We start from the raw sequence: 22,230 nt of genomic DNA, 5'->3' as shown, positions 1-22,230 counted from the left end.
GGTGCAGGGGAGATGAGGGGGATAAGGGGGATGAGGGAGATGAGGGAGACAAAACAAATAAGTAATTCCCAATGCCCAATTCCCCATTCCCAATTCCCCATTCCCAATTCCCCATTCCCAATTCCCCATTCCCAATTTACAAAAGGAGTTTTACTAATGGCTGAGTTGACACCAATCATTCAATTAGGCAACCCTATCCTACGACAAAAGGCTGCTTGGGTTGAAAATATTCACGATGAAAGTGTTCAAAAACTCATTGATGACTTAATCGCTACTGTTGCTAAGGCTAATGGTGTGGGAATTGCTGCGCCTCAAGTTGCAAAATCTTGTCGGTTATTTATTGTGGCCTCCCGTCCAAATCCCAGGTATCCCAATGCCCCAGAAATGGAACCTACTGCTATGATCAATCCTAGGATAGTTGATCATTCTACTGAAGTTGTAAAAGGGTGGGAAGGTTGTTTAAGCGTTCCCGGTATTAGAGGGTTAGTTCCCAGGTATCAAGCAATTGAGGTTGAATACACCGACCGCCAAGGCAAGTTACAAAGGCAAGAATTAACTGATTTTGTGGCTCGCATATTTCAACACGAGTATGACCATCTCGATGGGATCGTCTTTGTAGATCGTCTGGAGAACACTCTCGATATGATCACCGAGCAAGAATACCAAAATCGGGTAGTTAACAATACTTAATTCAAAATAATTCTTCAGAATGAGACTAGTTACCTAAATTTAGGTTATATTTAACCTATTGTTAACCTTATTTTGGGTGAAACTATCGGTTAAATGACACAATCTATCAGTAGTCGCGTGTTAAGTCAGCAGTCAAAAATATCGTCTGCTGACTTAAACTCCACTCAGCATGAAAGCGATGAAGTCCAAGACAATCAGAATACCAGTAGAGCCACTGCACGCTCGAAAGTGCAAATGTCTGCTGGAGGATTGCAAATTATACATGCAACCAATAGACGCATACGCATTCGTGCAACTGACAGTAGTTTTAATACAAAATTAGAAAGTATAGCCAAGGATTTGCGGCAGCAAAAAGCGGTGAAAGAAGCCTATGCCAATGAGCAAACAGGCAGCTTGGTAGTTACCTTTGATGAAAATCTGGTTTCATTGCCGCAGATGTTGGGGATACTTCAACAATTTAATATTCAACAGCCTGAAACTTCGCCTCAGACACTCAGCAATATAGATCCCTTTGCAGCGTGGAAATCTGTTGATTTTTGGAAGGAGCAGACGATTTCCTTCATCCCTTTGATGACAGGGTTAGCAGTGACAGGAGGACTGGGAATTAGTGGTTTGGCAGCGATCCCAGTTTATATGATTACCTCAGATGCAACTCGTAGGGTAATTGACTATCTAGAACCGCAAGTTTCACCAACAGAAAGCAGCAAGAATTCACATACTGTTAGAGAAATCAAATCGCTCCAGTCTTCCTTATCAACGAGCGATCGCCAAATAGAACCGCCATCATCTCATGATCAGGGTGGAAAGACAGCACAGGCTAGAAAAATCGCCTACAGAGTTGTTCATGCCATTCCGGGAAGGGTGAGGATGCATGTGCCGCGAATCGCCCAAGATCACGCCTATGGACGGCGACTTGAGAGATTGATGAAAACTGATCCCCACGTCACTAACGTGCGTTTGAATAGCGATGCGGGATCAATAGCGATCGCCTATCAGCCAAGTGATGTTAGTTTAAGTCATTGGGTAAATCTGATGGAATTGGCTTTGGAGACCAACCCACCCACAGATTCCATCAAAGCCATAGCTCAGCAACTGCCACAAGAACCAGTAAATCAGCCTGATCAAAAACTCCACCTACAAGGTGATGCAACTATTGGGCATGGCGAAGAAGTTAGCAATGCCCTATTCCCAATGCTCCAAGCAGCGGGGGGAAAAATCTCAACTACCGACAACAACATTGAGTTTCCCGCCGCTTCCGATGAAGCTATAGAGGCTACAACGACATCTGAGAATCAAATCTTAGATCTATCGAGCTTATGGGCTGATATGAAATCTTCAGGCCTGTTTTTTTCCCTAGCCTATATGGCTAACTTACCGTTGTAGACTTTTCCCAAGTTGGGAACATTGGAGGACAAAAATGTATGCTTCCATATCGTCATCGACCTTGGATTCACAACAAACTTCGACAATAGCAACCCAGACAAATCGCGTCTGTCAGCAGGCTGTCAAGGTAGTTATTAAGGTAGTTCATAAAATTACTTATATCATTCCTGGATTGGGATTTTCCCTAGCTCGGATGAGTGAAGATCCAAACTTCCAGCAACGCCTACTAAAATTGCTGCAACAACAACGTTGGGTAGTCAATCAGGAAGTTGATCTCACTGCGCGAGCTATTGTGATTACCTCCCAGCCAGAGGTAATATCACTAGAGCAGTTGGCTACTTCGTGTGAGTCTGGCAAGAATAATGTAGAAGTTGCCATTGAGCAACCAACCACAGCACCACTTGTCTGTGACTCTCTGACTCATGCTTCAAAAACCGAGCAACTTGCAAAGGTAAAATATAGCATTGCTCATGCGATCCCCGGACGAGTCCGGTTTCACATACCTCAAATAGCCTCAGATCCCCAATTTGTTCAACGCTTAGAGACTTTGCTCCAAGCAGATCCGACAGTCAAGAGTGAGCGAGTCAATAAGGATGCAGCATCAATTGTCATTAACTATGAAACTCCAATGCTGCGAGATGCTAAAAAGCGAGTGCAAAACGTTTTTGCAGCAGCACTATCGCATCTAGCGAGTCTGATTGAGTCTGCGGGGATCGCTGCAAAGGCATCTTGAAGATGTCATTCACGACTTACGCAAAGGACGTATAGACGTATTCATCCTTTGCCTATGCCTAATCGTTATTCCCAAAAAAAGCCCGAAGACGCTTGCAACCGCGGCTTCTTGTAGAGTAGAACCCAAAAAAATTAGAGTTTGAAAGAGTGATTTAGGTGTAAGTCCGATCAAGAGTCTTGCACTTACCTAATTCATCTCCAAAAACTGAGAGCTGTTTATGCTCTCTAAATTCAGAAATGCCCCATGAACTAACGTTCACAAAGCAGGATGAAAGTATTTTTACTTTCACTCAGCAACGCCAGTTGCTAAAACCTGGAAAACCAAAGCACAACACTGGCTTCCCAACAATCAGCACTCACAAGTAAGGACGCAAGGCTTTGCGCCCCTACTCAGCACTTTTAAAATAGGCTGCTGAACAACCAACAAACTTATCAACCTGTATGAGAGTGAAGGAATGGCAAACGTCGCGGTTCAACTGACATCTTCTCCTGTGCAAATGCCTCACGAGATTGTAGGACAAAAGAATGGAGAAGTGATTTTAGCTCCCAAGTCTTACAAAACTTTGGAAAAACAGAATGGCAAAGTTTCTTTAGGTAAGAGCCATAAATCCTCTAGACAAATTTCCCAAGTTACCTACAGTGTTGTCCATACAATTTCAGGAAGGGTGCGGTTACGTGTGCCTCGCTTACGCCACGATGCAGACTACGCTCAACGTCTACAATCCTTACTAGAAGCTGATCCCCTAGTGACAAACGTCAGAATCAAGGCTGCGGCAGCGTCGTTAGTTGTGACTTATAACTCTAGTGCAGTTACCGATACGAAGATGCGATCGCGCTTAATCTGTCTTCTCCAGACTGCTAGTGATACCAATATAGTGCCAATCATTGCCGCTAAAAAATCATCAGCTGCTCAGCCAGCAGGCGATTCAGAGGCATCTTGGCCTGGTATACAACTTTCTGCTGTCGCCACTGGTTTAGCTGTGCTAGGAGGGCCTTTAGGATTATCCGTTCCCCCAATGATGGTGGCGGGAACCATTGCTTTAGCGACTTGGCCAGTTTTCACTAGAGCCGTTGAAGGAATTGTCAAACAGCGAAAACTGAATATCGACTTTTTGGATTTTATGGCGATCGCCATTACTACAGTCCAAGGTCAGTTTCTCACACCAGCACTGATGTTGAGTTTAATTGAAATTGGCGAAAATATCCGCGATCGCACTGCTCGTTCTTCCAAATCACAAACTCTGGATTTACTCAGTTGTCTCGGACAATTTGTCTGGGTTGAACGTGATGAACAGAAGTTCCAAATTCCTATTCAAGATGTACAACGCGGCGATACAGTTATCGTCTATCCTGGGGAACAAATACCGATTGATGGCTCTATCCTACGAGGGAAAGCGCTGATAGATGAGCAAAAACTCACTGGTGAGTCTGTACCAATTTTAAAAACCAAAGGACAGCCTGTCTTTGCTTCCACCTTAGTACGAGAAGGACGGATTTATATTTTAACAGAGCGGGTAGGAAATGATACTCGTGCTGGACAGAGCATCAAGTTAATGGAAGAAGCTCCTGTCCATGATACCCGCATGGAAAACCACGCCATTAAAATTGCTGAAAAAGCTGTAGTGCCAACTTTGTTACTGGGTGGAGCAGTATTTGCCCTGACTCGTAACCCAGCTAGAGTAGCCAGTATCCTCACTCTCGACTTATGCACAGGCATTCGGGTATCCATTCCCACCACAGTTTTAGCAGCACTGACTTACGCAGCACGCCACGGTATTCTCATCCGCAGCGGACGGGCGTTAGAAAAGTTAGCAGAAGTTGACACCATTGTCTTTGATAAAACAGGCACTTTGACCAAAGGCGAAGTTGATGTCACTGAAGTTGTCAGTTTCAATCCTTCTGTATCTAGCTTGCAAGTTTTGGCATTAGCAGCAGCGGCTGAACAGCGTTTGACACATCCAGTAGCTGAAGCCATCATCCGCTACGCCGAAGCACAGCAAGTCGAAATTCCCAGCCGTAGCAAGTGGAACTATCAACTAGGTTTAGGCGTAGAAGCTGAAATTGCAGGAGAGACTGTTTATGTAGGCAGCGAACGCTTCTTGCGCCAACAAGGCATTGATATGGAAGCACTGAATGGGCATAACAAGCGGGCGGCTTCAATGATTTATGTCGCCAGCAACGGTCAACTTCTAGGTAAAATAAGATATAGTGATATTCTCCGTCCAGAAAGTCGGGAAGTAATTACCCAACTGTTAACGGTCGAAGGTGTAGAAGTTCACATGCTCACCGGAGATAACAAGCGAATAGCTGATGCTGTAGCTGCACAACTGGGCATTGCACCGATGCATACCCACGCAGAAGCTTTTCCAGAGCAAAAAGCAACGGTTGTCCGTGAGTTGCACGAACAAGGCAAGACAGTTGCATTTGTGGGAGATGGGATCAATGATTCCCCAGCTTTAGCCTACGCTGATGTTTCAGTATCTTTTGCCAATGGTTCTGAGATTGCCCGCGAAACAGCAGATGTAGTGTTAATGCAAAACGACTTGCATGGCATATTAGAGGCGATCGCGATCGCTCGTCAAGCTAGGCAACTAATCAAGCAAAACACTGGTCTAATTCTTATTCCTAACATAGGAGCATTAGCGATCGCCGTTTTGTTTGGTCTTAATCCTTTAGGAGCAACGGTAGTTAACAATGGCTCAACCATAGTTGCCGGTGTAAATGGTTTGCGTCCAATTCTCAAAAATTCACCAAAGAAAACTCTACCATCAGCATGATGAGATCACCATCTTGGGTAGAGTACTTTAAAAAGCTTTCATACAATGTTCTAATTGACTGGAGACAAATAAATCATGGCACCTAAAATTACTGATTTTGTTGAAGAAGCTGGCGCTCCTGGAATCATAGCCGGTATAGGAGCAGTAATACTAGCTCCTGTCATCCTTCCCATTGTGGCAGGAATTGGTAAACCCATAGCTAAATCAATCATCAAAGGCGGAATTGTCGCCTACGAAAAAAGCAAAGGAGCCTTTGCAGAACTGGGTGAAACCTGGGAAGATATCGTAGCTGAAGCCAAAGCCGAGCTTGCAGAATCCAAAGAAACACCAGTATTTGAAGCTGCGAGCAGTTCTGGTGACAACAACATTGATAACGGATGAAACCGTCATTGATCATTAGTCATTAGTCAAAAGTATTTACAAAAGACTAATGACTAATGACCAACAACAACAGATAAAGTGTTTGTGCAGACTAAATAACAATTCACAAATAACTAAAAAAAGGATGAAGGATAAAGTTTAAAAAATTTGTCCTTCATCCTTCATCCTTCATAGTTCATACTTCATCCTTAATCTGAGGGCTGCTGCGTGTTAACAAATAGTCATGGTAATCTCACCCAGATACCGAAAGTGATGGAACAAGCAAGCTTAAGTAGACCATCCAAACAAATATCTACAAAAATTGTTAGCAATACCCCAAAAAGGTTACGGTTGAGAGTTGCTCGTCAGCACCGTCAACCTGAAGAAATGCAACGCATTGTTAATGCATTAGAAGCACAACCGAACGTTACTCAAGTGCGAACTAATATTAGTCAGGGTAGTATTGTCATCAACCACGATGGTAAAGATGACAGTTGGAATAATGTTGTCGCTACACTACTGGATTTAGGAATTATTTTTGGCGATATTGCCGAGGGTAAATCTGAAGCAGCGATGGACATTTCAAGTGCAGTTGTGGACTTGAACAAGCGAGTTGAACAAGCTACCAACGGTGCGGTTGATTTGCGCTTACTTTTCCCCTTTGGACTCAGCATCCTTGCTGTGAGACAACTGCTGAAGCAGGGTTGGCGAATTGACATTATTCCTTGGTATGTGTTGGCATGGTACGCCTTTGATAGTTTTATTAAACTGCACGGTATACATCAGGCACAGTCAAGTAATGAATGATGAAGAAGGGGAAGCAGGGAAGGGGAAAGGGAAGCAGGGAAGGGGAAGGGGAAGTAATTTCTTGTTGTACTATTGAAGCTTTTATTTGCTTACCAAAGGCAAACCTTTAACTTTCCCTTCCCTTTCTAACTTCCTTTTAAGCACGTATAATTAATCTTGCACTACAGGCATGATTTCAACCTTTCCCTTCCCCTTCCCCTTCAACAAACAAGCGATCGCCTTTGTGCAATCTGTCGGCAATTTGATAGGTTTGCCCTTGTGATCGCATGGTTGGCGAGTGTGCGGCTAAATACCTAGCTGCTGCAATTATTAAGTGAGTACCCGCAGGAGTTTGACCAAGGAAAGAGTATTGGCGAAAAGCTGCTTCTACTTCTTGGATGACATGAAAGTCGCGGTTTTCCCGCAACATCATTTTACCCAACATTGCCATTAGTCGCTCGGCAGAACCACCACTGTATAAATAATTAGCAACTAATTTACCTGTCTCGTTAACTTGTTGTTGGCGATCCAGTAAATCTGGTAGTTGCTTAAGTAATTCTTCAGGATTTTGAACTTGTTCTTTTGGTTCTGGAAGTCTGGCTGGTGGTACATTTAAAAAACGATTTAAATATACGCTCATGGCAGCATCAAACACACCGCGCAGTAGTTCCACTGAAGGTACTCGGCGTAATCCTTGATGGACTGCATTGGCAAAGGTGAATGGATGGTGTGCTGCATTCCAATCCCCAAAATCGTTATTGGTGTGGAAACGAGCGACACGCAGAGCAGCTGTGTAAGTGACTACACTAGCTAACTGTTCTTCAGTACAACCTGATTGTAGGGCAGTTAGCAAAGAATTAGCGATCGCTTGGGGGTCTTCTCCCAATAAAATCGGTACTAATTGATCTTTACCAGACCAACTTCCTTGTTGTGATTTTCCTGCTGCCAAAGCTGCGGGTAACTGTGCAAAGGCAGAGTCTAGAATTGCCACCAAATCCACAGGGTAGCGCCAGGAATTAGACTCTTCCATGCGGGAGGCGTTTGCTAAACCAGCAACCAAACTAGCTAAAACGGACTCTGCACCTTGCCAACCGACACCATCGAGTGCTTCCAGGGCCTTGTTGATAAAGTCGAGTGTATGACCGATATCGATGTAACGGTGGTCTGTGGCTGCTGTGAATAGTATATCTGCAATCTGATTGGAATTAGCCCCCGCCCGAATTGCAGATACCAAACATCTTTCAGCAGCTTCACTATCCCGCACTTCGATAAACTGACGGAACCAGCCTTTAAGAGTGTGCAAGTCAGCGGTGGAATTGGGTAACGGGTGAACTACAAAGTGAGGCGGCGCACCTGCACTATCATTAGCTACCGCCGAAAGTCCTTGAAAAAGGGCGCGGGGTTTGTCTTCTGCATCTAAATAGGGTAGCAGATTCATCATGCAGGTGTGGATAGTTAAGCCTGTATTCCATCCGGCTTTGTTGTAACGAGTGCCAAATTCCAACCCCATCTGGAACGGTTCAGTAGCATCTGCACCTAGATCTAGCAAAGCGATCGTTGATTTGGCAATCACTAACGAAATACCTTGTTCTAAACCATCCTGAAGACGTTGATAATGGTGTCCATGGGCATCAGCAGGCGGTGCTAGATTTACCCAAACATCGCCATCACGAATTTCTACAGGAAAAGACGGAACATCATCGGCCCAAGAGTCGAAAGTTCCCCCGCTAGCCAGGTCAAAGCGGGCATAATGCCAAGGACAAGTTACAATACCATCTTTGCAAGTACTGCCGTGGAGGGGAAAGCCCATGTGGGGACAACGATTATCAATTGCATAGACTTGATTGTCTGAGTAGAATAAAACAATGGTATGTTTTTCACTCCTAACTACTAAACTACCCGCTGCTTCAACATCCGCAAGTTTAGCAACACGAACATAGGGGTCTATCTGGCTTGGTTTTTCAAATATTTGAGTCATAATAGTTTAGGATTTGGGATTTTGGATTAAAAGCCTTTTTTATAGGGATAAGCTAAAACACATCTATTCTGCATAACTAAATTTTATTAAATTCTTGTGGTCTATGGGACTAGTTAGCTGAAGCTTTAACTTGACACCAATGACGGCAGATGCTTCAAGTCTGGCGACCGAACGCACTGCCTCCCCAATTCCCAATTCCCAATTCCCAATGCCCAATTCCCAATTCCCCTAAATCCTACCACTGAGGATTCGCCACAATTAAAGCTTCTGCCGCAGATTTGTCTAAAGGCTTCGAGAAAAAATATCCCTGCCCATATTCACATTTCATAGCCCTCATAAATTTCAGCTGTTCTGCGGTTTCTATTCCTTCGGCTGTCACATCTACACCCAGTTTTTTAGATAGCGTCATAATTGTTTCAATAATCTCTAAATTACCTTGATCAATACCGCTGCCACTCACGAAAGTGCGGTCAATCTTCAACTCATTAATCGGAAAATTTTGCAGCCGACCTAATGAAGAATAGCCTGTACCGAAGTCATCAATTGCCAACTGAATTCCTAAATTTCTGAGTTGCTTGAGCATAAAAGTAGCTTTTTCAGCATTTTGCATAATTACACTTTCTGTAATCTCTAGTTTTAAACTCTGTGCATCTAGCTCAGTTTCCTTTAATACTTGATTAATATGGTACAGCAGTTTGTTTTGGCTGAATCGTGAGCTACAAAGATTAACACTGGTGATCAAAGGTCGCTCACCTAGATTCGCTGAGTTGGTTTGGAATAAATCTTGCCACTGTTTTGCCTGGCGACATGCTTCATGCAGCACCCACTCATCAATGGAGATACTTAGCCCAGTTTCTTGGGCTATTGGCATGAATTCTTCTGGAAAAATAATCCCATGTTCTGGATGCAGCCAACGCACAAGTGCTTCAAAACCAGTTAACTTGCCAGTGATCAGTGAGACAATTGGTTGATAGTAAATCCGAAACTCTTGACGTTCAACAGCTCGGCGCAAAGCAGTCTCCAATTGCAAGCGTGCTACTGCTTGAACATGCATCTGGGAGTTAAAAAGCTCATAGCGTAACTTGCCTTGTGCCTTAGCTCGATACATTGCCAGGTCGGCGTTGCGTAAAAGGTCTTCTGGTTGGTCATAACCTGTGGCGCTTAGAGCAATACCAATACTCGCTGTGGTAAACACTTCTTGTCCACGTAGAGTGATGGGAAGTGCAAGTTTTTCTTGAATCCGCTCAACAACACGTATGACATCACTGACATCCTTCATCCCTTCCAGCAAGACTGTAAATTCGTCTCCTCCTAACCGTGCAGCTAGATCTATGGAACGCAAGCATTCCTTAAGTCTTTGAGCAACAGTAAGTAGTAATTGGTCGCCACATGTGTGTCCCAGACTATCGTTGATAAACTTGAAGCGGTCTAAGTCCAAAAACAGCACAGCAAATAGATAATCTGAATGCCGCTTGGAATAATCTACCGCATGTTTGAGGCGATCCATAAATAAAGCGCGGTTGGGTAAACCTGTAAGTCCATCGTAAAAAGCAAGGTGCAGCAGTTCTGACTCGACTCGCTTACGTTCTGTGATTTCAATTAGCAATTCCTGATTTGCTTTAGCCAGTTCTGCTGTCCGTTCTATTACACGCATTTCTAGCTCGTTATGAGCTATTCGTAGCGCTTCCTCTGTTTGCTGTAGTTTGTGATTCTTTTGTGAAAGTTTTTGGATGTACGCTGCTATAGTTTTAATCAGGTTGTTAAAGGATGTTGACAATAACCCAATTTCATCAGAAGTAGTGACAGGAACTTGCAGACTAAAATCTGAAGAATAGCTGACTATCTGAGCGACTTGAGTCACAGCTTCTATGGGTCGTGCGATCGCCCGACTGGTAGAAAAAGCCAACACCGCAGCGAACAGAACTGAGAACAACATACTGCTACCAATAATCTGGTTTCGCAGATTCTCTGCTTCTAGCAAAGCAAGCTTTGCTTGGTACTCCTGCTCTCGAGCTGTTTTAATATAAGCTGTAAGTTCATATGCACGGCTGACAATTGCACCAAATTCATAACCACTTGTAAAGTCTGTGATTAATTTCTGAGCTGCATCAGTTGATTTTGGCTGTAATATCAGCGGCTCTACCTGATTGAGTACTACCGCTATCTGTTGATAGAATTTTTCTGTTGCCTGATGAGCCTTATGTAGCAAAGGCTCCAAGTCTTTTATAGTTGTAGTTTGTGGCGAAGACTGTAGTTGTGAAATGAGTGCTTTAATTTCCGCAGATCGAATAGCTAGTTGTGACTTGTGTCGCTTAAACTCTGTAGGCTTTCGCAACAGAGGAACGAACTCTCTAGTCGGTAGAGTCTCAAGCATGGCAACTTGCAAGTCACTCAAAAGCCGACCTTGCTGATTAGCACTGTCTCGAATAGCACTTGCTTGTTGCTGGTAGAAATTGCCAAGGGTCAACCCAACCGTCGTTCCTCCTATGGCAATGCTAAGAGCTAAAGCATAGCCGCCAATAATTTTGTTTCTGAGACTGAAGAAACGCGGAACGCACCATAGGCGGTTGGAAAACGGTTGTGATAGGCTAAATTGATAGGCTGAATCGGGTTGACTCTTCACAATACTCTGGCTTTTAGAGGAATCATTCTACAGCAGATTACATAAAGTAAAGGGTATATTGCAATCTATCTAAGTTGTAAAAATGACTTTCGTTTTAACATTTGTTAAAAAATAGACAGCGCATTGCGATGAGTCCAGCATTGTTTTAGGTTTCCCAACTAGGGTGACTGGTTATTTTTGCTGTGTTTCCACTTGGAAAGGCTAATTGTACTTTGATTATGCTTGGAATCCAAATTATTGATACTTTTCAAACAACCTTTAAGGCAATTCCTCATCCAAAATCCAAAACCAAAAACCCAAAATAGTATTAACTATCGACAGAATTGATCACAGCAGGCAGTATTAGATCCGGTGAACTCATCCACCACTTAATTATTCTTTCCTCTTTGACGCTACATTTGACAGCACCTCCTGCTGTTTTAAGATAAGTAATAACCTTTGGCAAAATTTGACGTATCATTTTGTATGTTCCTTGAGCAGTAAATATTTCTACTTCCCCAAATGTTTTTTCCATATAAACTGAATAAAATCCCATATTTCTTAGGGAATTAATTAACTTGGGGTCTGATTCTGCTCGTGACAAAGTAATGTGTAGTTCATCTTGACGAAACGTTCCAGGTGTCAGAGATGACAATTGCAATTTAAAAGGAATTTCAATTGCTGGATTAAAAGGTATTTCCTCAATCTCTACGTCAACAGGAACATATTCTGCTTCTATATAACCTTCTATATCTTCAGAATTATCCTGTAAATAATCGACAATAGCATCAAAGCTTCCTCGAAAGTCTTGCACACTTGTGGTTTTCTTAGTGAGATGCTTTTTCGGAGGACAATGAGCAAGTCCTTCTGGATACCCTGAAAAGTCAGAATTCCAAAATTCTTGCTCTGTGAGGAATTTCTCGAAAGGGTTTGCAAGTCTCTGAGCATCTATATGAATGTGAAATTCACCTAATACTGTTGACGGGTTAGATTGACCTATAAGTGTAATTTGTTGTGTTTTTGAGTTCTTCATCTGATTTATGTAAGTATTTTCTACAGCAGCCCTAGTTTATACTTACACTATGAATTCTCTAACCGTGATTTTACTTAAAAAATCCGCTAAACCTAATTTGGAACCGTAATTTAACTGAACTGAAGCAACTGGGTTTCTACTTAACCTCAGTTCGGGTTAAGACGATTTCGCTGTTAGTTATACGAAGGAATAGGAATTTTAGCCAACGATAGAATAATGGTTTCTGCTTATCCTGAACTGAGGTTAACAACTAATCATCTGAACTTGATATAAAACCGAGTTCAATCATCTTTGCGACATATGACATAAGGGCGTACAGATATACGCCCATACAAAGTATCTATCCCTTGCAGGCTAGCTAACTCTCCAAAATTTCCAATAACTGTGCTTCAGTTAACTGATTAATTCCCAACTCCTGCGCTTTATCTAATTTAGAACCGGCATCTTCTCCTACAACTAAATAATCAGTTTTTTTGCTAATGGAATCAGTCACTTTACCACCAGCTTTTTGAATCAATACCTTTGCTTCATCGCGCTTTAAAGTTGGCAAAGTACCCGTAATCACAAAAGTTTTACCAGCCAATTTTTGATTACCATCACCAACTGTTGTAACTTCGGCTATGAATTGCAATCCTGCTAGTTGCAAGCGTTCAATTAAAGTTTGATTGGCATGGATGCGGAACCACTGATATACAGACTGGGCAATTTCAGCGCCAATACCGTAAATACCTTCAATATCTGACTGCTTTGCTGTAGCCAATTCTTCTACTGTCAAATACTTTTGTGTCAATAATTGAGCATTCACACTGCCAACATGACGGATGCCTAAACCATACAATACCCTTGACCAAGGTTGATTTTTCGATCGCGCGATCGCATCCACTAATTTCTCTGCTGACTTTTGCCCCATCCTTTCTAATGCACACAATTTGCTTTCTGTCAACTCATATAAATCAGCAACGGAATGCACCAAACCTTTATCCACGAGTTGATGCACCAGTTTTTCGCCCACGCCTTTAATATCTAAAGCATCACGGCTTACCCAATGTTCAATTGAGCCTTTGAGAATTGCTGCACAGGAAGCATTAACGCACCTAGTCACGGCTTCACCTGATTCTCGCACCACTGGCTGACCGCAAACAGGGCAATTGCTAGGCATGACAAATGGTTCAGTGTCAGCAGGACGGAGTTCTTTGAGTACCCGCACCACTTCAGGAATGATTTCCCCAGCTTTGCGGACAATCACAGTATCACCGATGCGGATGTCTAATTGGGCAATGCGATCGCTATTATGTAAAGTAGCGCGGGAAACAGTCGTCCCCGCTAGTTGCACTGGGCGCATTTCTGCCAACGGAGTTAACGCGCCTGTTCTCCCAACATTCACAGCAATATTTTCTACACGGGTGGGTGCTTCTTCTGCTGGGTACTTCAACGCCACAGCCCACCGGGGAAATTTCTGGGTAAACCCTAGCTGTTCTTGTAATTTAAAAGAATTCAGCTTTACTACTACCCCGTCAGTCATGTAAGCTAAATTCAGTCGTTCAGTGTCCCAATATTTGTAATATTCTGCCACTTCTGCTAATGAGCTACACAACTTGTGGTTAGGGTTAACGCGAAAACCCATATTTTGCAACAACTCCAAAGCTTCCCATTGCGTATTGGAAATACTCGCATCATCCATACCAGGAATGTGCAGCGTATAGGCAAAAAAATCTAACCGCCGCCTGGCTACAATGCGGGAGTCTAATTGTCTGAGTGTACCAGCTGCGGCATTGCGTGGATTGGCAAATAATTGTTCACCTGCTTTAAGGCGTTCCTCGTTGATTTGTTTAAACACTTCCAAAGGTAAAAACGCCTCACCCCGCACTTCTACCTTTTCCAGATTTTCTAAACCTGCTAAATTCAAGCGTAACGGAATTGAGCGAATTGTCCGCACATTTTGGGTAATGTCTTCACCCATGACTCCATCACCCCTAGTTGCACCCCTGACTAGAATGCCATTTTGGTAGGTAAGGGCGATCGCAGAACCATCAATTTTCAGTTCTGAGACATATTCTACAGCGGTTATGGTCGGTACTTGTCGCCGCCAACGCTGATCCCAGGCTTGCAACTCATCAACATTAAATGCATTTTCCAGACTATACAATGGGATATTGTGCCGCACCGAGGTAAACTGCGTTGCTGGTTTCTCACCCACCCGCTGAGTGGGACTATCTGGTGCAATTAATTCAGGATACTGAGTTTCCAGTTGTTGCAATTCTCGATACAGTTGGTCATAAACTGCATCTTCCATGATTGGTGCATCTAACACATAATATGCATAGCTGGCTTGTTGCAACAACTGGCGCAATTCTTCTATACGTTTTCCTACTGACTCAATCTGTATCATTAGATTTTTTGCTAAATACTTTAGGAATAGAGTTTAAAGACGATGAAACCCGCATAGGCAGGCCTTGTTTGTATAGTTCTATCTTAAAAGGATGAGGGTAGCGAAAGAAATTGGTTAGGAATCCCTGTCTTAGATTGCATATAAATCGAGTGATGTCAATCAGTTTACGATTAGCAAAGGTACTTGAGATTAACACAAGCTACTTTTCTAGGTTACTCGGTTTAATCTGAATCGTTCCATTCAATTGCACACCCAGTCATGGTTAAAAATTTCCCAGGTACACCCCCCATTATCATTGCCCATAGAGGTGCCAGCGGCTATCGTCCAGAACATACTTTAGCTGCTTATGAATTAGCGATCGCATTAGGATGTGACTATGTTGAACCAGATTTAGTTTCCACTAAAGATGGTGTTTTAATTGCTCGTCATGAAAACGAAATTTCCGAAACCACCAACGTTGCAGACCGTCCAGAATTTGCTCATCTTCAAACTACCAAAATTATAGATGGAGAATCAAAAACTGGCTGGTTTACAGAAGATTTTACGCTTGCAGAACTGAAAACACTACGAGCCAAGGAACGCATACCCCAACTGCGCCAACAAAATACAGCATATGATGGACTGTTGGAAATTCCCACACTCCAAGAAATTATTGATTTAGTTAAAATTAGAAGTACCCAAAGTAATCGTACTATCGGTATTTATCCTGAAACTAAGCATCCAACCTACTTTCAGTCTATAGGTTTATCATTAGAAGAACCCCTATTAGCAACTCTACAAGCAAACGATTATCAGGGAGCTAACGCACCTGTTTTCATTCAGTCTTTTGAAGTGAGTAATTTGCAATATTTATCGACAAAAACTGATTTACCTTTAGTGCAATTGATTAACGCTGGTGGTCAACCTTATGATTTTGTAGTTAATGGTAATGTTCGCACCTATGCAGACTTAATTACAACATCAGGCTTAGCAGCAATTAGGAAATATGCACAGGCGATCGGAGTCCATAAAAATCTACTTATTCCTAGAGATAATACTAATAAATTGCTGTCACCAACATCTTTAGTCACTGATGCACATGCAGTTTCTTTACTAGTTCATGTTTGGACTTTCCGCAATGAAGACATCTTTTTACCACTAGACTTTCAAGGAAATCCTCAAGGGGAATATGACCTGTTTTTCAGCTTGGGGATTGATGGCGTATTTAGTGATTATCCAGATACGGTTAAAAAATCCAAAAATAGGTAAGCGCCAAAGTCACAACTGTTAATGGTAGCCCAAATCGCAAATGATCCCCAAAGGTTAGCCGATATCCTCTCTTAGCAACTGCCTCCGCTACAATCAAATTGGCCACAGAACCCAGCAGCGTCAAATTTCCAGCCAGTGTAGAAGCAGCCGCCAGCAGTAGCCAAGTTTGCGTGTCAGGATGGGGAATTAGGTGATGTAGCAACAGTACTGCTGGCACATTTGATACCAAATTTGACAACAACACTGTTACTCCCAGAATGCTCAAAGGCTCGTGAACGAAACGGGAAAACCATTCCAGCGCACCGAGTTTCTGTACGCCCTCGGTGAGGATGAATAGTCCACAGAACATCAGCAGCAAATCCCAATCCACTTTTTGGAGAATTCGCTCTGGTTTGAGGCGACGTGTTACTAGTAATAATCCAGCGGCAATTAGGGTAGCTTCCGCAGTCGGAATGCCAACCAAAAACGCTATTAGTAATCCAGCAGTAATTAGCAGACTCTTAATTAACAGTGGTTTGAAGATGCGGTAGTGAGGTGGTTCTACTTTCAGGTAAGGACGAAGCGATCGCACCTCTGGATACAACCACCACAACCAAACCACCTGGATTACCAAACTCACTAAAGCTAGTGGTGTCAAAGCTTTGGCAAAGTCTAGATAACTAATACCAGAGAACGAACCGATTAAAATGTTTTGAGGATTGCCGCTGAGGGTAGCCACAGAACCGAGATTAGTCGCGCCAGCCAGTGCTAACAGGTAGGGAATAGGGTTGAGCTTCAGTAATTGAGTGATGCCGACTACCAGAGGTGTCAGAATGAGGGCGATCGTATCATTGAGGAAGAGCGCCGAGAGAAAGCCGCTACCAAAAGTTAGTACTATTAATAACCCAAATGGGCTGTGAATGTGGCGGATTGTATAATCAATAGCAAGCTGGAAAAAACCGGAAGCTGCTAGATTAGCACTAATTATCATCATGCCGAACAGGAAGACGAGTGTTTTGTAGTCGATGGCACTCCACGCCGCAGGCAGATCCAGTAATCCCAATGCCATCAACAAAGCTGCACCAACAAGAGCGATCGTGGCACGATTCATCCGCAGTCCGGGTAAGTAGCCCAGCCCCAAACCAATGTAAGTCAGTAAAATTACCAGGTATCGCAGAACGACCATTGCTTACTCCCCAACCGTAGCTAACTCTGATTGAGAGTTTATCGAACGGGATGTAGATTTAGTTTCCGGCATAAAGAACCAAAAGAAAGCTAAAGCAGAGGCGGCGATCGCAGCCATACTCAAAAAGCTAGCGTTGTACTCAGCTTCTTTAGCTACAAAGCCAGCCAAGGAATTACTGAGGGCAGCACCAATGCTAACGGCAACCCCAATTACTCCTTGCGCTAGATTATATAGCAAAGTGCATAGTTTGATTCATTGCGTCTATTTCGTCAAGATCAAGTTTATTCATACAGGTTTACAATTACAATTTGTGAAAAAAGTCATGGCTATATTTATGACTATTGTCATGTTTATTTTGGAAGTAAATCAGCGTTAATAATAAATAAAGTTCACTATTGAAATCAGAAAGCTTTGGTAAAACAACACTCAATTTTCTTTATTTAAATAACTGGCTAATAAAAAAAGTGATTAACAAGAAAACCGGAGACAAATATAGGTTTAATTATTTCTTACAAAGAGATAACTTTTATTCAATCTTATTATTAGGATTTGAAAGTATTTTTTTCAAAAAAATAGCTATTTTGTATATTTTTTAGATATTGATATCAAAATAATTACAACTATATTTTGATTTTGCTGAAATCTAATTGATGCTCATTTCAAGAAGAGAGATACTTATGGAGTGTAAGTTGAATTTAAAGCTTTTATTAGGTGCTTTGACAATTGTTATTTTAACTGCGGGATGCGAACAATTATCATCGCCTAGTAGTTCAGCAGTTCCAAATAACTCTACCGAAAATGCAAGTAGTTCTTCTGTTACAACAGATAGATCTACAGCTTCAGATAGAATATCCGACCTAAATTTAACTGACACGCAAAAAACAAAAGCAAAACAGATAGAAGAGCAAACCCAAGCCAAAATCCTCGCTGTTTTAACTTCTGAGCAACAAGAAAAATTTAAAGCTGCAACTCAGGGTTATCATGAATCCCCAATCAGGATAATACGCTCGCTCAATTTATCAGCAGAGCAAAAACAAAAAATTCACGAAATTCAACGCGCTCAAAGGCAACAATTTCAGGCAATTCTCACCCCAGAACAACAAGCCAAAATGAAACAACACCGTGGTTATAGGAAGCAAGACTCATCTGATTGAACTGATAGTGATTTGATATGTGGAAGTTTTTACTCATAGAGACGTGAATTCGATGAACCTCTCCATTAAGGCGTACTCCTTCAAAGAAGCAAGCGATCGCGTTGCGTCTGGGTAAGAAGAGGGAGGAGAAACGAAAAAATAAGGGTTTTACTCCCCTCTCCTTGTAGGAGAGGGGTTGGGGGAGAGGTCAAAACAGCACTTGTCGAACTCACGTTAATAGAGGGATGCCAATACCTGATCAGCTGCTGCCCGAAATGCAGTTGCAGCACCGGCACTCATGTCACGGGGCGCACATATGCGATTTCTCACATAAGCGAGTGTGATGGCTCCTACAGCAGCCACAAGTGGGTCTGCATTGTCCTTACCGCCTACGCGTCCCCAGGGTAATGGTGTGCCATTGCCATTGATGAGATAGTCAGCTAATAGTCGCAGGTGCAAATAAACTGCTTCTTTGACTGCTGAAGTGTCCCCATTTACCGCCAATGCTTGCACTCCAGAGTTTTTAAGAATGTCTCCAATGGCAACTTCTCGGTTATCAGTCAATCTTTCAGCGGCTTCTGCCCTAAATTGGATTTCATCGCTAATTACTGGGTCGGGGGGTAAAAGATTACCAATGGGTGTTACTCCCCATCTGCGGCGTAGCAGTAAATTGTTAGTAATCTCATCCGATTTAACGCGGTGATAAGCAGGACGTTGGTTGAGTGCTTCAAACCAAGCATTGATACGAAGATAACGTGGATTTCCCTTGAGGTGATATCCTCGATAAACAGGTAAATTAGCCGCTAATCGGTCTAAATGAGGGCTATAGCTAAGATCTACAATGCTAAAAGTTGACAAAAAGTAAGGGCCAGGATACTTTCCTAAAGTTTGTTCAAGTTCGTCTAATTTAGCTTCAAAAGCTGCCTGTAAGTTGGCTAATTCATTAGCATCTTCAGGTGGTTGTCTGAGGAATTTGTAAGCGATATTCCTAAAACCATTGGTTTCAGCATCCTCAAGCCACTGCCTCGCAATGGCGTTTTCTTCTGGGTCTTCAGGGAGTAAGGTTGGCCCAAATCGTTCTTCTAATGCTAAAAGAATATCTTTAGATTCATAGACTAACTTGCCCTCAATTTTCACGGCGGGGACAAGAGTTGTAGGAACTAAATCGGTATACCATTTAGGCTTGTTACTTAAGTCGATAAACTCCGTTGCAAACGGAATTTCCTTTTCTTCCAGAGCAAACCAAACCCTTTCACAAAAAGGACACCAAGAGTTAGTATCGCGGTAAAGTAACACTGGCGGTTCTGTATCTGGAGACAGTTTGTGGAGACTGCTAGGAATGGGAGCAGTAGAAGGCGATTGCCCTGGTCTACGCACGCGTCTAGCAGGGGTATTTTTTTGAGCAATTTCTAATATTTCTTCCCAACTCGATAGTGTTACTTGTCCAGTTACGCTGAGGTCGTCACTAACTTTTTTAGTATTACTCATGACACTAACTACACTATTTAGGTAGATTTATAGTATTTTATAGTAAACTCTGTGTAAAAATCCAGAGTCTGTAGTTAGGACTCAGGAGGGGTGCTGCCGCAGCAGTACCCATACAGGAGTCAGAATATAGACGACTCCTGGCTCCTTTTTTCTACAAATTTGAGCGCAATTTCATCTTGCTAGACAGCTACAGGAGTAGGAGTAGCAAATTTAGCATATCGCTCAATGTAGAATTCCTTAGGCTTAGCGATCGCTTTTACTGAATCACGCTCTTTCAAAGCTCGTTTCCACTGGCGTAGACGAGTAAATTCCTCTGGTATGCTAAAGCCACGATACTGCTTGAGTGCTGGCCAGCGCTCAAACCAAGGATAAAAGGTGAAATCAACCAAACTGATAGATTCACCAAACCAGTAGGGGCCGTCTTTAGAGAGCTTTCCTAGAGCTTCATTTTCGATAAATTCCAGATGTTTGTATAGTTCTTGTTTAGCTTCTTCTTGTTTTTGGGAATCTGGGCTTCGCAAAAGATTAGAAAAAGCAGGAACTAATCTAGTATTAGCAAAATCGATCCAGATGCGAGCCTGTGCCCTATCAATAGGATTTTTGGGTAACAATGGAGGTTCGGGAAATACTTCATCTAGATATTCGTTAATAACTGCTGATTCCCAAACTCGGTTGTCGCCGTGAGTAATTGCAGGCACTTTCCCATAAGGAGAAACCTTAGTAAATCCTTCTGGCTTGTTTTGCAAATCAATCTCAATCAAATCGAAATCAATACCCTTTTCTTGCAGTACCAAACGAGTACGGTGAGCATAAGGACAAGTAACTGCACTGTAGACTTTGATTTCAGCCATGTTTAAGTTCCTTTGTGAATAGGATTCTGAAACGGCATTGGGAAATGAATAATAATTCAAAATCCCAAATTTTGAACTGTTAGCGTTACTAAAATACTTATCAATAATTAAGGAACTTCCAAGAAATCAATTATCTTGTGAGGTGAGCATCCTGCCCGCCCTTCAAACCGGGACGGGTGAGGACACCCATCCCACAAGATAATTTTGCATATTTAATTGTCAAGTTCCTAATAATTGCCAAATTTTAATTTGGAATTATTTAGCAACACTAACCAAACTTTTTGCACTAGAGCCAAGGCACTTCTTCAGGTGCATAACGGAAGGCTCGAAAAACTGAATTTTGTTCTCCACGAGTGACCAACGACTTCTCACCAGGAACATTACGAAGTGCAAAATGGGGGTTGATGTATTCCCAGACAATCTCCCCTTCAATTGTCACCTCGAATATCCGACCGAAAGCACCTTCTGTAATCAAAGTATTGCCATTTGCTAGACGTTGCGCTCCTGATATGTATGAACTAAAGAAATTGTGCGGCGGACTGTCGGTATACTCCCAAACTATCTCTTTAGTTTGGCGGTTGACCTCAATCACACGGGAGAAATTGAGTGCAGTATGACGGCGATGTGCGCCGTTGTCGAAAATCAGGATATTGCCGTTAGGTAATTCGTTAGGGAAGTGCTGCTGTGCTAGTACATCATCACCTAGCGTCCAGATGATCTTTCCTGTTTGGCGATCGACGATCGCAACTGTAGAGATGTTACGAAAGCTCACTATAATATTGCCATCGGCGAGTTCGCCCACAGTATTACCATGAGTCCATTCGTGACGATGATCCTGGGGAGTAATGGTAAAAATATCTGGATCTAGGTGTTCGTAGGCGTGCCAAGTCCAGACAATTTCACCACCAGGAGTTACTTCGTACAGTACATCAGCATAGATATCTCCGTCTGCTTCTGTTCCTGGTACGCCGCCTTTGATGCGGGAGACTAAAGACTGAGGTATTTTTTCAATAGCTAGTAGAATTGTGTTGCCATTGCGGAGTCTGCGGCCATCGTGATGGTGGTCTGGATGCTTATACTCCCAGATAATATTTCCTTGAGGATCTGCTTCTAAAACAACACCACTTTTGAATGCAGGCCACAAGGGAAAACGTAATGAATCGTCTGGTGGAGTCTTACCGTTATAAAAGAGGTTACCATTGGGTAAAAGATAACCATATAACCCTGGGGGATATGGTAGATTCCATTGATGTACTACTTCGCCTTCGAGGTTTAGTAGATAGACTTCTCCCTTACCTGTCAGTGGCGCAAAAAGAGTATACCCTTTAAATGCTTTGTCAGGATTGTAAGCTCTTAAACCAGTACCTCGACGGCGAATAGTATTTTGGTCAATAGATGTTGATATTGCAACAGTCATAATCTCACCTACTAAATATATTTAATCGGGAATTGGGAATGGGGCATTGGGCATTGGGCATGGGGCATTAGTTACTTCTTCCCATCCCCTCATCAATGCCCAATGCCCCATACCACTTGCTTTTTGAAATTGTCTGTGATAACTTTTGCTAGTAGTTTAACCACGGTTTTCCGAGCGGTTTACCGTTGTTTAAGCAAC

17 protein-coding genes are annotated in these 22,230 nt (G+C 42.6%); 8 read left to right on the top strand and 9 right to left on the bottom strand.

Going from position 1 to position 22,230, the window contains the following annotated elements; all coding sequences use genetic code 11:
• Positions 1-156 precede the first annotated feature (156 nt).
• The 6 genes from def (at position 157) to I8748_RS26710 (ending at position 6,749) form a co-directional block, all read left to right on the top strand.
• The gene (gene def, locus I8748_RS26735; protein ID WP_198127552.1) at positions 157-690 is read left to right on the top strand and encodes a peptide deformylase; all 534 of its coding nucleotides are present in this window, start codon (positions 157-159) and stop codon (positions 688-690) included.
• 93 nt (positions 691-783) lie between these two features.
• Positions 784-2,073, top strand: a complete 1,290-nt coding sequence (locus I8748_RS26730; RefSeq protein ID WP_198127551.1) for a hypothetical protein — start codon at positions 784-786, stop codon at positions 2,071-2,073.
• Between the two features lie 34 nt (positions 2,074-2,107).
• On the top strand, positions 2,108-2,806 hold the full coding sequence (locus I8748_RS26725) for an HMA2 domain-containing protein (RefSeq protein ID WP_198127550.1): 699 nt from the start codon (positions 2,108-2,110) through the stop codon (positions 2,804-2,806).
• A 454-nt stretch (positions 2,807-3,260) separates the two neighbouring features.
• On the top strand, positions 3,261-5,582 hold the full coding sequence (locus I8748_RS26720) for a heavy metal translocating P-type ATPase (protein WP_198127549.1): 2,322 nt from the start codon (positions 3,261-3,263) through the stop codon (positions 5,580-5,582).
• Positions 5,583-5,657: 75 nt separating this feature from the next.
• On the top strand, positions 5,658-5,963 hold the full coding sequence (locus I8748_RS26715; protein ID WP_096555490.1) for a DUF5132 domain-containing protein: 306 nt from the start codon (positions 5,658-5,660) through the stop codon (positions 5,961-5,963).
• Between the two features lie 207 nt (positions 5,964-6,170).
• Complete coding sequence (locus tag I8748_RS26710; protein WP_198127548.1) at positions 6,171-6,749, top strand: HMA2 domain-containing protein; 579 nt, start codon at positions 6,171-6,173, stop codon at positions 6,747-6,749.
• A gap of 175 nt (positions 6,750-6,924) precedes the next feature.
• On the opposite strand, the gene I8748_RS26705 is transcribed toward I8748_RS26710, so the two are convergent.
• From I8748_RS26705 to ligA, 4 genes are all read right to left on the bottom strand, one after another.
• Positions 6,925-8,706: a Rieske (2Fe-2S) protein gene (locus I8748_RS26705; RefSeq protein WP_198127547.1), complete on the bottom strand. Its 1,782-nt coding sequence runs from the start codon at positions 8,704-8,706 to the stop codon at positions 6,925-6,927.
• Between the two features lie 235 nt (positions 8,707-8,941).
• Positions 8,942-11,329, bottom strand: a complete 2,388-nt coding sequence (locus tag I8748_RS26700; RefSeq protein WP_198127546.1) for an EAL domain-containing protein — start codon at positions 11,327-11,329, stop codon at positions 8,942-8,944.
• A 307-nt stretch (positions 11,330-11,636) separates the two neighbouring features.
• Positions 11,637-12,341: a hypothetical protein gene (locus tag I8748_RS26695; RefSeq protein WP_198127545.1), complete on the bottom strand. Its 705-nt coding sequence runs from the start codon at positions 12,339-12,341 to the stop codon at positions 11,637-11,639.
• Positions 12,342-12,699: 358 nt separating this feature from the next.
• Positions 12,700-14,730, bottom strand: coding sequence for an NAD-dependent DNA ligase LigA (ligA, locus tag I8748_RS26690; RefSeq protein ID WP_198127544.1), 2,031 nt, complete (start codon positions 14,728-14,730; stop codon positions 12,700-12,702).
• A 258-nt stretch (positions 14,731-14,988) separates the two neighbouring features.
• On the opposite strand from ligA, the gene I8748_RS26685 reads away from it, so the two are divergent.
• Positions 14,989-15,978, top strand: coding sequence for a glycerophosphodiester phosphodiesterase (locus I8748_RS26685; RefSeq protein WP_198127543.1), 990 nt, complete (start codon positions 14,989-14,991; stop codon positions 15,976-15,978).
• Here the strand turns inward: I8748_RS26685 and I8748_RS26680 are convergent.
• Positions 15,956-17,143, bottom strand: a complete 1,188-nt coding sequence (locus tag I8748_RS26680) for an anion transporter (RefSeq protein ID WP_198127542.1) — start codon at positions 17,141-17,143, stop codon at positions 15,956-15,958. The two genes, I8748_RS26685 and I8748_RS26680, sit on opposite strands and share 23 nt — an antisense overlap.
• Positions 17,144-17,146: 3 nt before the next feature.
• Positions 17,147-17,380 carry a hypothetical protein gene (locus I8748_RS26675; protein WP_198127541.1) on the bottom strand — a complete coding sequence of 78 codons (234 nt, stop codon included), beginning with the start codon at positions 17,378-17,380 and terminating at the stop codon, positions 17,147-17,149.
• 440 nt (positions 17,381-17,820) lie between these two features.
• Between I8748_RS26675 and I8748_RS26670 the strand changes: the two genes are divergently transcribed.
• Positions 17,821-18,297, top strand: a complete 477-nt coding sequence (locus tag I8748_RS26670; RefSeq protein ID WP_214662775.1) for a Spy/CpxP family protein refolding chaperone — start codon at positions 17,821-17,823, stop codon at positions 18,295-18,297.
• 213 nt (positions 18,298-18,510) lie between these two features.
• Here I8748_RS26670 and I8748_RS26665 read toward each other — a convergent pair whose 3' ends face one another.
• The 3 genes from I8748_RS26665 to I8748_RS26655 all read right to left on the bottom strand — a co-directional run bounded on the left by I8748_RS26665 (position 18,511) and on the right by I8748_RS26655 (position 22,032).
• Complete coding sequence (locus tag I8748_RS26665) at positions 18,511-19,764, bottom strand: glutathione S-transferase family protein (protein ID WP_198127539.1); 1,254 nt, start codon at positions 19,762-19,764, stop codon at positions 18,511-18,513.
• 179 nt (positions 19,765-19,943) lie between these two features.
• Positions 19,944-20,615, bottom strand: coding sequence for a glutathione S-transferase family protein (locus I8748_RS26660; RefSeq protein WP_198127538.1), 672 nt, complete (start codon positions 20,613-20,615; stop codon positions 19,944-19,946).
• A gap of 286 nt (positions 20,616-20,901) precedes the next feature.
• Complete coding sequence (locus tag I8748_RS26655) at positions 20,902-22,032, bottom strand: aryl-sulfate sulfotransferase (RefSeq protein ID WP_198127537.1); 1,131 nt, start codon at positions 22,030-22,032, stop codon at positions 20,902-20,904.
• Positions 22,033-22,230: the final 198 nt, after the last annotated feature.

Origin of the sequence: Amazonocrinis nigriterrae CENA67, assembly GCF_016056305.1 — a bacterium.
Taxonomy (GTDB): Bacteria; Cyanobacteriota; Cyanobacteriia; order Cyanobacteriales; family Nostocaceae; genus Amazonocrinis; species Amazonocrinis nigriterrae.
The sequence above is the reverse complement of the archived record's forward strand: the minus strand, read 5'-3'. Positions and strand labels throughout refer to the sequence as shown.

Bases quoted from the DNA above. Each gene is read 5' to 3' on its own strand.
- I8748_RS26660 (WP_198127538.1), bottom strand. From the start codon at position 20,615: ATGGCTGAAATCAAAGTCTACAGTGCAGTTACTTGTCCTTATGCTCAC.
- I8748_RS26720 (WP_198127549.1), top strand. From the start codon at position 3,261: ATGGCAAACGTCGCGGTTCAACTGACATCTTCTCCTGTGCAAATGCCT.
- ligA (WP_198127544.1), bottom strand. From the start codon at position 14,730: ATGATACAGATTGAGTCAGTAGGAAAACGTATAGAAGAATTGCGCCAG.
- I8748_RS26730 (WP_198127551.1), top strand. From the start codon at position 784: ATGACACAATCTATCAGTAGTCGCGTGTTAAGTCAGCAGTCAAAAATA.
- I8748_RS26725 (WP_198127550.1), top strand. From the start codon at position 2,108: ATGTATGCTTCCATATCGTCATCGACCTTGGATTCACAACAAACTTCG.
- I8748_RS26715 (WP_096555490.1), top strand. From the start codon at position 5,658: ATGGCACCTAAAATTACTGATTTTGTTGAAGAAGCTGGCGCTCCTGGA.
- I8748_RS26705 (WP_198127547.1), bottom strand. From the start codon at position 8,706: ATGACTCAAATATTTGAAAAACCAAGCCAGATAGACCCCTATGTTCGT.
- I8748_RS26655 (WP_198127537.1), bottom strand. From the start codon at position 22,032: ATGACTGTTGCAATATCAACATCTATTGACCAAAATACTATTCGCCGT.
- I8748_RS26670 (WP_214662775.1), top strand. From the start codon at position 17,821: ATGGAGTGTAAGTTGAATTTAAAGCTTTTATTAGGTGCTTTGACAATT.
- I8748_RS26695 (WP_198127545.1), bottom strand. From the start codon at position 12,341: ATGAAGAACTCAAAAACACAACAAATTACACTTATAGGTCAATCTAAC.
- I8748_RS26665 (WP_198127539.1), bottom strand. From the start codon at position 19,764: ATGAGTAATACTAAAAAAGTTAGTGACGACCTCAGCGTAACTGGACAA.
- I8748_RS26685 (WP_198127543.1), top strand. From the start codon at position 14,989: ATGGTTAAAAATTTCCCAGGTACACCCCCCATTATCATTGCCCATAGA.
- I8748_RS26680 (WP_198127542.1), bottom strand. From the start codon at position 17,143: ATGGTCGTTCTGCGATACCTGGTAATTTTACTGACTTACATTGGTTTG.
- def (WP_198127552.1), top strand. From the start codon at position 157: ATGGCTGAGTTGACACCAATCATTCAATTAGGCAACCCTATCCTACGA.